Annotated in this window: 11 protein-coding genes; 7 read left to right on the top strand and 4 right to left on the bottom strand. The window is 49.4% G+C overall.

Translation table 11 applies throughout. From position 1 onward, the window contains the following. Nucleotides 1-18: 18 nt before the first annotated feature. Entirely contained in the window at nt 19-1,170 is a 1,152-nt protein-coding gene (locus GF404_11860) for a hypothetical protein (protein MBD3382876.1), read from the bottom strand. A 39-nt stretch (nt 1,171-1,209) separates the two neighbouring features. After that, entirely contained in the window at nt 1,210-2,610 is a 1,401-nt protein-coding gene (locus GF404_11865; protein ID MBD3382877.1) for a hypothetical protein, read from the bottom strand. A gap of 145 nt (nt 2,611-2,755) precedes the next feature. Between GF404_11865 and GF404_11870 the strand changes: the two genes are divergently transcribed. Next, nucleotides 2,756-3,433 carry a cyclic nucleotide-binding domain-containing protein gene (locus tag GF404_11870; GenBank protein MBD3382878.1) on the top strand — a complete coding sequence of 226 codons (678 nt, stop codon included), beginning with the start codon at nt 2,756-2,758 and terminating at the stop codon, nt 3,431-3,433. Between the two features lie 86 nt (nt 3,434-3,519). After that, entirely contained in the window at nt 3,520-4,272 is a 753-nt protein-coding gene (locus GF404_11875) for a 4Fe-4S ferredoxin (GenBank protein ID MBD3382879.1), read from the top strand. On the opposite strand, the gene GF404_11880 is transcribed toward GF404_11875, so the two are convergent. Together GF404_11880 and GF404_11885 are read right to left on the bottom strand one after the other, a co-directional pair. Next, nucleotides 4,269-4,748 (bottom strand): GNAT family N-acetyltransferase, encoded by a 480-nt coding sequence (locus GF404_11880; protein ID MBD3382880.1) that lies wholly within the window; start codon nt 4,746-4,748, stop codon nt 4,269-4,271. The two genes, GF404_11875 and GF404_11880, sit on opposite strands and share 4 nt — an antisense overlap. Before the next feature lie 2 nt (nt 4,749-4,750). Further along, nucleotides 4,751-5,581 (bottom strand): GNAT family N-acetyltransferase, encoded by an 831-nt coding sequence (locus GF404_11885; GenBank protein MBD3382881.1) that lies wholly within the window; start codon nt 5,579-5,581, stop codon nt 4,751-4,753. Between the two features lie 275 nt (nt 5,582-5,856). Here GF404_11885 and GF404_11890 point away from each other — a divergent pair, with 275 nt between their 5' ends. The 5 genes from GF404_11890 to GF404_11910 form a co-directional block, all read left to right on the top strand. After that, nucleotides 5,857-7,938, top strand: coding sequence for a DUF255 domain-containing protein (locus GF404_11890; GenBank protein ID MBD3382882.1), 2,082 nt, complete (start codon nt 5,857-5,859; stop codon nt 7,936-7,938). A gap of 146 nt (nt 7,939-8,084) precedes the next feature. Then, nucleotides 8,085-8,549: an Rrf2 family transcriptional regulator gene (locus tag GF404_11895; protein ID MBD3382883.1), complete on the top strand. Its 465-nt coding sequence runs from the start codon at nt 8,085-8,087 to the stop codon at nt 8,547-8,549. Between the two features lie 10 nt (nt 8,550-8,559). Next, nucleotides 8,560-9,333, top strand: a complete 774-nt coding sequence (gene sufC, locus GF404_11900; GenBank protein MBD3382884.1) for a Fe-S cluster assembly ATPase SufC — start codon at nt 8,560-8,562, stop codon at nt 9,331-9,333. A 1-nt stretch (nt 9,334) separates the two neighbouring features. Next, nucleotides 9,335-10,762, top strand: a complete 1,428-nt coding sequence (gene sufB / locus GF404_11905; GenBank protein MBD3382885.1) for a Fe-S cluster assembly protein SufB — start codon at nt 9,335-9,337, stop codon at nt 10,760-10,762. Next, on the top strand, nt 10,755-11,524 hold a 770-nt coding region (locus GF404_11910), incomplete at its 3' end, for a hypothetical protein (GenBank protein ID MBD3382886.1). The genes sufB and GF404_11910, both read left to right, overlap by 8 nt.

An 11,524-nucleotide genomic window follows, 5' to 3' on the forward strand; every position in this document is an offset into this window, starting at 1 on the left:
TAACAGCTGTGATGTTATCTAGAAGGCTCCCACGAAGCCGGTTACGACTCTGGACTCTTCTGATTCCATCTCGTAAGTATATTCCACAAAGAAGCGGAGATTGGAACGGAAGACGTGCCCCACATGGCCGGTCAGAGAACGATATTCGAGTTCTTCGAAATCGGACTCGATCCAGTTAAACAATCCGACCGCATAGAACTCTGAAAATTCACCGTCAGGGAGATATATCAGTTCTGCCATAGCCCCCCGTGTTTCGATCTCATCGCCGTCGTAGTCGACCAGGTTTGGATCGGAGTCGCTCCGTTCAAGATATTGCACATTCAGTTCGAGTGTTGCATAGGCAACAGACATATCGGGCCCGTAGTAGTAAACTTCGTTATTGATATCTTCGGTACCCTCCTTGCCGTAGTACCCGAATCCGCCAACCCGGAAATACTCCCCGATATCCTGAGAAATTCTCCCCGCGAATGACTTATATTTATCGTTATCGAATACCCCGAAGTCATCGGCCTCAACCAACCCGTTGCCGTTGACTGTCTCGAAGATCAGGTCGGTGCCGGTCTCAAAACCATAGGTGATCATGAATCCTCGGTCGTATTTCAAACTGATCTGCGATTTTCCGGGTGAGACTGTGTAAACCGGGTAATCCTCGTAGGTCAGGCGCAACTCCCTTTTAAATAGCGGATCGGAGACCTGAAACTGACCGAAATAGATATCCAGTTCGCTGTCGAAGAGATTGTTGAACATCACGTAAGCATCCTCGATACCGGCCACCTCGCCATGTTCGCTCAGATAGAAATAGAAATAGTAAGCGAAACCATCTGTGACCTTACCGCCGGAGATGAATTTGAGGTAATACGGTGTGGAGTAATCGACATCTTTATCAGTTTGAGTTTGATATTGCAAATAGCCTTCCATCCGTATAGCCAATGGCAGATCGCGGATTAAATCGAGTTTTTCATCGCCGGTTTCGACCATATAGCGCGGAGCATCCTGATCCTCCAGTTCGAAACCGTTACCGGCGAAATCATCGCCGTATGGTTTCAATTTTGGAAACGGTGTATGACAGGTTGTGCAGGACATCCGGTACTTACGAGCGAAAGCCGGTACAGCTGAACTTTCATCAACAAATACCAGGCTGGAAAAAGCGAAGATAAAAAATAACCAGATTGTTGTGATAAATAATAGGTTTCTTTTCACATTACCTCCCTATGGCAGGACGTTGATTGTTGTCGAATGCGTGTTTACATGTACGATCTCATATTCTTCCTCGGGCACCTCCAGAAATTCACCGACCGGTTTGACCAGCTTGCGGTAATTCATGGTGGCTTTAACGGTCATTTCACCCGGGGAGACTTCATACGGCAAATCAAAAGTGTAAGTTTCCATCTTGGTCTCGCGAGGTCCGATTCTGTAATCGGGACCGAATGATTTAGTATTCCACTGCTGTATGGTCATGCGGCCTTCAGGATCGAGATAGGCCATCCTGAAGATCCGGTCTCCGATGGGGACATCCTCGCGCCTGACACCCTCAAAATTCGGCTTGCCCAGCGGGATCCCCATGTCCTGGTAAGCCAGCTCATCGGTGGCAATAGTATATTCTTCACCCTCGAAACCTTTCTTGTCGACCGGCAGATGGTAGACATTGCCGTCGGCATCGACAGCCTCAACATGGACCCATACAATGCGATCCTCGACCGAACCTGTAGGGAATTTATGTCCGGTTTTCTGGTTGAAGAGAGCCAGGGTAAACTTCACTGTTTCACCCGGGACAGTTTCCCTGATGTCTGGATGAATCCTGAGTTCTATCGTGCCGGCGATCTTACCGGGATCATGGGCGCCGTGGAAGAGATGCTGGGCGGCGTCGTCATATACATTACCCATGGAAGAGGTCTTGCTTTTAGCGTAGGTCATATGACACTGCTGGCAGGGCACACCCTGTTCAGCATAGGGACCCTCCTTCCATTCGAGATGAGTTGATTTAACCCAGGCCCCAAAAGGACTCTTTTCGTTGTGGCAGGTACCGCAGAATTCGGCTGTGCCCATAAACTCGGATTTTTCGATCTTATGGTTGGGGGATTCGCCTGTCGCGCGGGTGCCGTACTTAATGTCGCCCGGTTCGGAGATCCAGTTGAAATTGAATGGTGTATCTCCGACAAATCCGGTTATTGAATGGCACACTTCGCAGGATACCGATTCATTGGCCCGAGATCCCTCAGACGGTGGTGGTGGAGTGACATCACCGGCCAGAAAGGCCAGTGGAGTATGACATCCGTTACAACCGTCGGCAACTCCTTCCATATTTTTATCTGCTTCCTGATGAGGTACAGCCAGCTTAAAGTATTCGATCTCGTCCCAGTGATGAGTGTACGCCTGCGACATCATGGCCTGTTGCCATTGACGATAAAAATCGACATGACATGAACTACCACAGTACTCGGGGGTATCATAGTCATCATACGATCTTGTGCCCAGGGCCTCTTCACCGACTTTGGGCCAGCCTTCTTCTTCTGCAGTAACTGAAGCTACCAGTAAAATCAGTAATATCACAGGCAGAACAGATTTAATTGCTAAAGGGATTTTTTGATTGATTTTGGACAAATTTTGCATGGTCATCTCCGATTTAGTATTTCTCTCAACAATATCAATATATGAAATACGTTACGCTATCACAAATTATTAGTGTAAATTGTTAGTATACCAGAGCTTATCAGTCCGGATTGCTTTTTGACACAATCATTCGTATTATCTGTTTATGGAATTGATCGAACAGTTGAAAGATACGCGTCTATGCTCGGGTTTGAATGATGATGAGCTTTTGCAGGTTGCAGATATAGTCACCACAAAAAACTTGAGAAAAGGTGAGATATTGTTTTTTGAGGGTGATCGGGCTGAAGGTTTTTATCTTCTGCTTGCCGGCCTTGTAAAGATCTATAAGCTGGCGCAGTCCGGTAAGGAACAGCTCTTGCACCGCATTGCACCCGGTCAGATTTTCGCTGAGGCGGCTGTCTTTGCGGGGGGTAAATTCCCGGCTAACTGCGAAGCGCTCGAAAACAGCCGGGTAGCATTTGTTCCCAGCCGGCGCTTCATCGAATTGCTCAAAGCCAACCCGCAGATATCGCTTAAAATCATTACCGCCCAGGCCGCCTTTCTGCGCGAGTTCACGGAATTGATCGAAAACATTTCCCTGCGAGAAGTTCCCGCCCGTATTGCATTCTATCTTCTCGATCAGGCGAACAGGATAAATTCTGATACTGTTCAGCTCGATCTCTCCAAGACCGAACTGGCCCGTAAACTGGGAACCATTGCCGAAACTTTCTCCCGGGGCCTGCGCAAGCTCATTGACCTGGAAGCTCTCGCCATTGATGGCAAGCAGATTAGAATCAAAAACCGTCAGCTTTTGAGCGAAATCGCCGAAGGCAAAAAAATCTGAGCAACTTGACCTGGGTCAAGGATTTATTTACTCGCATTTACGATACTCCCCTCAGACGAGATAACAACCGATCACAAGGAGGCATTATGCCGATGCGAGATATAATCATAATCGATGAAGAGAAATGCGATGGTTGCGGTCATTGTGTGGATGCCTGCGCCGAGGGCGCGCTCGATATAATCGACGGCAAGGCCAGGCTGGTGAGCGATTTTTTGTGCGACGGTTTCGGGGAATGCCTGGGATCGTGTCCCCAGGATGCGCTCACTATTGAAAAACGCGAGGCCCGAAAATTCGACGAGTCAAAGGTGAAGGAGAACATCGAGATGAAGCAGAATAAAGACCATAAACAGGATCTGCCCTGCGGGTGTCCCGGATCTAATATCCAGATGCTCAATCAAACTGTTAAAGCGCAGGATGGTCCGCAAGGGCGAACATCAAATCGATCTCAGCTCGGCCACTGGCCGGTTCAGCTCAAGCTGGTGCCGCCGAGCGCCCCATTTCTCAGGGATGCCGATCTTTTGATCTGCGCCGACTGTGTCCCCTTTGCGGTGCCGGATTTTCATCGTCGCTACCTCAAAGACCATGCGGTGGTGGTTGGATGTCCCAAGCTGGACGATCTTCAATATTACTATGAAAAACTGAAGGATATCTACAAACAAGCCCGGCCCCAGAGGATCACGGTCCTGAAAATGGAAGTGCCCTGTTGCAACGGATTGGCCGAGGCTTCCCTGAAAGCCAGAGATGAGGTCGCGCCTGATATCGAAGCCGAGGTTCATACGATTAAAATAAAAGGTGGTATAGAAATCGAGATGATCGCGGCTAAAGCAGAGGCGATCTAAGACTGAACCGTCAGATCCAGTTCCATGTAGACGACGTCCTCTAATGGATTGTAGACATACGGATCGGTTTGTATGAAACCGAGCTTTTTGTACAAGCTGAGAGCTTCAGTGAGACGTTTGAGTGAATCCAGACGCATCTTTTTGTAGCCGATTTCCCTGGCCTCGTCGATAATCAATTCGGCCAGCCGCAGTCCCAGTTTATGACCGCGATACTCCGGACGGACATAGAGCCTTTTCATTTCGCAGATACCGTCATCGATTTTCTTGAGGGCAACAGTCCCGGCCGGTCGCGAACCGTTGTCAACTGCCATAAACAAACGACCTGCTGGAGGTGAATATACTCCCGGCAGGGATCTGAGTTCATCTTCGAAGGACTGGAAGTCGAGTTCAAAGCCGAGATACTTTTCGTACTCACGAAAAACCTGCCGAACCTGCTGGAGTTCCGGTTCTGTTTTGGGCTGGATTATCTCGATCATGATTATCCCTTTTCGGGACCGATAATGGCATACATGTTTCGTTCGTAATCGAGTTTCTGACCGTGGTACATTCGCAATCCGGGCACCTTGTGTATAAAACCCTGTTTTCTCAGGTATTCGATGAAATCCCGCGCCGGTTCCACAACACCCAACCCTAAGGGCTTACCAGCATAATGAGTAGTAACTTTCCTGAACAACTCGATTGCACTGTCAGTCGAAGAGGCAATCAATGGCCCGATCCAGGTCAAACCACCTTTGCGTTTTCGCACCAGTGTCCAGGCCTCGATTCTGTTCCGGCCGGTTACATATATCGAATCCGGGTATTCGGAAATAAACTGCCGAATCTGTCTGCTACGGTCGATTCGGGTCATCTTGTAATCGAATTCAATCAATTCATCGGTCATTTTCGCAGACAGCACTTCAGGTGTTTCGCCAGTGGTATCGACTCGATTTCGCATGCGGTAAGAGAAATACTTGTCCCTGAATCCGAGGCGCCGGTATAGACTGGCCGCTTTAAAAACCGCATCGAGCTCGATCGCTTCGACCCTGTTGCTTCTTAGATAATCGATGGCTCTGACTAAAAGTTTCTCACCGATTCCCTGTCCGCGCAAACTTTCCATGACCACCATGGGACCTACAAAAGAGTATCTGCCGTAGGAAGTGGTCATCACAAAACCAGCCCTTTTATTTTGATGGAGGGCGACAAAGGCACCCTCGTGATCAAGTTCAATCATGCGTTCGAAATCACGGGGGAAATAACCCCAGTCGAGCGGATCGACCAGATCGAAAACAAAACCGAGCTCATCTTTTGAAAGTGTCTTTATTTCAGTCATAGTAATTTAACCGTTTACAAATTAACATGGTAACATATGTTGCCCTTTGCTTCAATAGCTTTGTAAAAATGTCATGGAACTTTTAGGTAACCGCAATTGTTTTTGAACCAAAATAGTAAACCGCATTCCGGTTATGTAGAGGGGAACTCTTGATTGAGTGAATTACTGCTTAGACAGCAGAAGTGGACAGCCTAAGCCCGCACAGCGAATGACCTGACTGCTTGACGGGCTTTTTTTATTCCCCCGACCGGGATATCATGGATTGGAGCGATTTTATGAATGACAATAAAGCAACTAATAAGCTTATAAGTGAGAAAAGCCCCTACCTGCTTCAACATGCCCGTAACCCTGTCAACTGGTATCCATGGGGCGATGAAGCGTTTAAAAAAGCGATCGACGAGGACAAACCGATTTTTCTTTCAGTCGGCTATTCGACCTGCCATTGGTGCCATGTGATGGAACATGAATCTTTCGAGGATGAGCAGGTTGCGGAACTGATGAACGATGCTTTTGTCTCGATCAAGGTCGACCGCGAGGAGCGGCCGGATGTCGACAGCACATATATGTCAGTCTGCCAGATTATGACCGGTTCCGGCGGATGGCCGTTGTCGGTAATCATGACTCCGCAGAAGAAGCCGTTTTTTGCGGGCACTTACATACCGAAGCAGAGCATGGGTGGCCGGCTGGGCATGATTGAGTTGATCCCGCGGGTCCAGGAGGCCTGGAGTCAAAACCGCGATGAGCTGGTTTCTGCCGCTGACAGGGTGACCGAGGGATTGAATTCCCTGCGTATGCCGCAATCCGATGATCAGCCCGGTCAGGAAGCTCTCGACCTGGCATACAATCAGTTTTCCCAGAGTTTCGATTCCGATCATGGCGGATTCGGTGGCGCACCGAAATTTCCCTCACCACATAACCTGTTGCTGCTGTTACGTTATCATAAGCGGACCGGCGATCAAAATGCGCTTCGCATGGTAGAGAAAACGCTTACAGGGATGCGCAGAGGCGGAATCTACGATCATATCGGCTACGGATTTCACCGCTACTCCACTGACCGTCGCTGGTTTTTGCCCCATTTCGAAAAAATGCTCTACGATCAGGCTATGATGGCTCTGGCTTACCTGGAAGCCTATCAAGCCACCGGCAAAGAAAACTATGCCGACACTGCGCGCGAGATATTCGACTACGTACTGCGGGAAATGACCTCAGAGGAAGGAGCTTTCTACTCGGCCGAGGATGCTGACAGCGAAGGCGAAGAGGGGAAATTCTACCTGTTCTCAATGGATGAAATCAGGACTATATTGAACGATTCCGAGGCTGAGATCGCCAGGCAGGCGTTCAATATCAGCCCGGCCGGTAACTACGTGGAAGAAGCGACCGGCCAGCGTAAGGGAACGAATATCCTCTATCGAGATAAAGATATAGATGTTCTCGCGAGTGAACTGAATATCGCCGAAGACGAACTGGCCAAAAAATTGGAAGATTTACGCAAAAAGATATTCGCCGTGCGCCAAAACAGAATCCATCCCGGCAAAGATGACAAGATCCTGACCGACTGGAACGGCCTGATGATCGCGGCTCTGGCACGCGGAGCAAAGGTTCTGAGAGATGAGAATTACGCCCGCAGTGCTGAAAGAGCGGCGGAATTCATAATCACTGAAATGCGCTCGGGAGAAAAGTTGAAGCATCGTTTTCGCGACGGCGAGGCGGCGATCGAGGGTTATCTCGATGACTACGCGTTCATGATCTGGGGGCTTCTGGAGCTCTACGAGGCTACTTTCGGGGTACAGTACCTGGTCTATGCCAGGCATTTGAGCGATTACGCTGTTGCCCATTTCCGGGATTCAGATGGAGGTGCGTTTTACATGACCGCAGATTCTGCCGAGGAGATGATCAATCGCCCCCGCGAGTTCTACGATGGCGCGATTCCCTCGGGCAATTCGGTCATGGCCTTAAACCTCCTGCGTCTCTCCCGCTTTACCGCGGAAAGTGCTTATGAGCAAATGGCTTATGAAATAACAAAAGCGGCCGGGGGCGGTCTTTCGCAACAGCCGGTCGGGTTCAGCTTCATGCTCTGCGCGGTCGACTTTATGCTGGGACCATCCTATGAAATAGTAATCACCGAGGGCTCAGAAAACAGCGCGGGCGAAATGCTTTCGGCTATCAACCGCAAATACCTGCCCAATTCAGTAGTGCTCTTCAGACCTGCCGGTGAAAAACCGGAAATAAGCGAAGTAGCCGGATATACAGAACAACAACGTCCTCTTGAAAACCGAGCGACAGCTTATATCTGCCAGAATTTTACCTGCCGTCTGCCGACCACCGAGGTCGATAAAATGCTGAAACTGATCGAATAAATTGCCCCGGGGGCCAATTCTCGCAGATTGTTTACGAAAAAAGTAAATTAACGCGCTGTTTTCGGGAACTGTCAAACTCTCTGGATGTTAGTATATCCAAATACTGTACTTTTTAGTAAAGAAAAGGTCTGTGAGGTACACAATCAATGAAAGTTTCCGCCCTTGAAGAATATGGTCTGCGCTGTCTTTTGCAATTGGCCAAAACTGACGGCGGTCCTTTAACCCTGCCGGAAATATCTGAACGCGAAGGACTTTCGCTTTCGTATGTCGGTAAGCTGATGATGATTCTGAAAAAGGCAGGGCTGGTGCAGGCGGTTCGTGGACGACAGGGCGGTTATATGCTGACTGATAAACCAGACAAAATTTTCCTCAAGGCAGTTTTTGAAGCTTTGGGAGGCCCGCTTTACGATTCCGGCCACTGTGACCGCTATACAGGTGACCAGGATAACTGTGTTCATTTGGAAGACTGCACTGTGCGCAGAATGTGGCGCGGGTTTTCTGATATGATTTCCGCCTTTCTGGGCAAACTGACTTTGGCCGACCTGGCCGAGGGTGATTACGATTTCAAAAAACAGATGGAAAAAATACTTTCAGAACATAAACCGAATTGACGAGGTAGTCATGACAGATAAAAATGTGATATTCAAATTCAATGATGTCCATGTAAAAGTCGAGGACAAGGAAGTTGTCAGGGGTGTTTCGCTCGAGCTCAAGGCGGGTGAGAAACATGCGATCATGGGGCCTAACGGCTCCGGTAAATCCTCTCTGGCTAACGCTCTGGCGGGCCATCCTGCTTATGAAATTACCGCCGGCAGAGTTACAATCGACGGCCAGGATCTCCTGGAGCTGGATTCGACTGAGCGAGCCCGAGCCGGCTTGTTTCTGGCTTTTCAATATCCGCTGGCGATTCCGGGTGTCAGCGTCTCCAATTTTCTGCGGGCCGCGATCAAGTCGAAGTACGATGGTGACGAATCTGTCCTGCGCAGTTTCCGCAAGGATCTGATGGCCAAATTCGAGCTTCTCGAAGTAGATAAATCATTTGCCACTCGCTACCTGAACGAAGGATTTTCGGGTGGCGAGAAAAAACGCCTGGAGATTCTTCAGATGGCTATGCTGAATCCGAAGATGGCTATTCTGGATGAGACCGATTCCGGGCTGGATATCGACGCATTGAAGGTTGTATCAAAGGGAATCAACACCGTCGCTTCCGACAATAACGCGATGCTTCTGGTGACACATTACCAGAGGATATTAAACTACGTCAAACCTGATTATGTGCATGTGATGATGAACGGTCGTTTTGTCCGTTCGGGTGGTCCGAGGCTGGCCCTCGAACTGGAGGAGAAAGGTTACGACTGGTTAAAAGCCGAGAACTCCCAGGCTGTGGAGGTATAATATGGCAGAAGTTACCAGAAATAAAGATATAGAATCGATCGGGCAGGATTATGCCACCCGCTACGGATTTCGGGACCCGGAAGAGTATTTTCATAAGGGTGCAAAAGGGGTCAACCATGAGGTTGTGGAAATGATCTCCCGAATGAAAGATGAGCCGGACTGGATGCGTCAGTATCGGCACCAGGCTTTGGATGTGTTTTTGTCCAAGCCGATGCCGAAGTGGGGTAACACTGAACTGCTCAATTCGATCGATTTTGAAAACATATACTACTATATAAAGCCGATCGAAAAACAGGGCCGCAGCTGGGAAGAAGTGCCCGAAAATATCAAGAACACTTTCGATAAGCTTGGTATACCGGAAGCTGAACGCAAGTTTCTGGCGGGAGTCTCGGCCCAGTATGAATCGGAAGTGGTCTACCATTCGATGCAGGAAGAACTCGAAAAACAGGGTGTAATCTTCAAGGATATGGACACCGGTCTGCGTGAGCATCCGGAACTTATCAAGGAATATTTCGGCCATGTCATCCCTATGACCGACAATAAGTTTGCCGCCCTCAACTGGGCTGTCTGGTCGGGTGGGTCGTTTATCTATGTTCCCCCGGGCCTGGATGTCAAGATTCCGCTTCAGGCCTATTTCCGGATCAACGCCGAGAATATGGGACAGTTCGAGCGGACCCTGATTATTGCCGACAAAGGTTCGCGGGTGCATTACATCGAGGGCTGTACCGCTCCAATTTACTCCACCGATTCACTGCATTCGGCAGTTGTGGAGTTGATCGCCAAAGATGATGCTTATATTCGTTACACAACCATTCAGAACTGGTCCAACAACATATATAACCTGGTTACCAAGCGGGCTCATGCGCACAAAAATGCCACGGTGGAATGGGTTGACGGCAATATCGGTTCCAAGCTGACCATGAAATTTCCCTGTATATACCTGCTGGGTGAACATGCCAAGGGTGAAATTCTGTCGGTCGCGTTTGCCGGGACCGGACAGCATCAGGATGCGGGTGCCAAGGTGATCCATGTCGCTCCCGAAACCAGTTCACGGATCACTTCCAAGTCGATTTCGAAAGCCGGCGGTCGGGCCTCCTATCGTGGTCTGGCAAAAGTTTACAAGCAGGCTGAAAAATCTAAGATCTCGGTCGAATGCGATGCCCTGCTTCTGGATGGCGCATCACGGTCGGATACATATCCGACGATGGAGATCGATGCCGACGATGTCAAGATCGAACATGAAGCCAGAGTTAGCAAGGTGGCCGAAGAACAGCTCTTCTACCTGACCTCGCGGGGATTGACCGAGGACGAGGCCAGGCTTCTGATCATCAATGGATTCATTGAACCGTTTACACGCGAGCTCCCGATGGAGTACGCGGTCGAGCTCAATCGTTTGATCGAGCTGGAAATGGAGGGTTCAGTTGGCTAAAGTAAAATATCATAAGGGCGTCTTACAAGATCAAGCAGGATCGAAGCAGGAAATCGAGTTTCGCCCGATAGATAAATCCGAGCCACAGTGGCTCTACGATCTTCGCCGGCAGGCCTGGGATTATTACCGCGGTGCATCTCTGCCGATGAGAATCGTGCATCTCTGGAAATACACCAAACCGGAATGGTTTCTGCCCGAGGATGTCGAACAGCAGATGAATATCCTGCCAAAACGTTCGGAAGTCGGTCAGGACCAGATCGCATCGCTCAAACCGGGATTTGCCGGCTTTGGCTGTAATCATGGTAACAGGGTGATCTACACCCAGCTGGCCGAGAAGCTTGCTGATACCGGTGTGATCTTCAAGGATATGTCGACGGCGATCGATGAGCATGGCGAGTTGCTGCAAAAGTATCTTGGCAGACTGGTCGGACCGGATTTCGGCAAGTTCGAGGCTTTGAACCTGGCGCTCTTCAATCACGGGATGTTTCTGTATGTACCGCCCAATCTTACAATCGAAGAACCGATCTTTGTTCATCGTCATCCCAACAAAGACTACAGCTTTATGCGGCTACTGGTAGTGGTGGGCGAAAATTCGCAGGTGACGATAGTCGATGAATACGCCGACCGGGCCGGTGCGGATCGATTCAAATCCAGCAATGTGGTCGAACTCTATGCCGATAAATCATCGCGGGTTAGATACCTGAATCCGCAGAACCTGTCGGGTTCGGTGACGTCATTTCTGACCCAGAGGGCTCGAATCGA

This window comes from Candidatus Zixiibacteriota bacterium, from assembly GCA_014728145.1.
Lineage (GTDB): Bacteria > Zixibacteria > MSB-5A5 > JAABVY01 > JAABVY01 > WJMC01.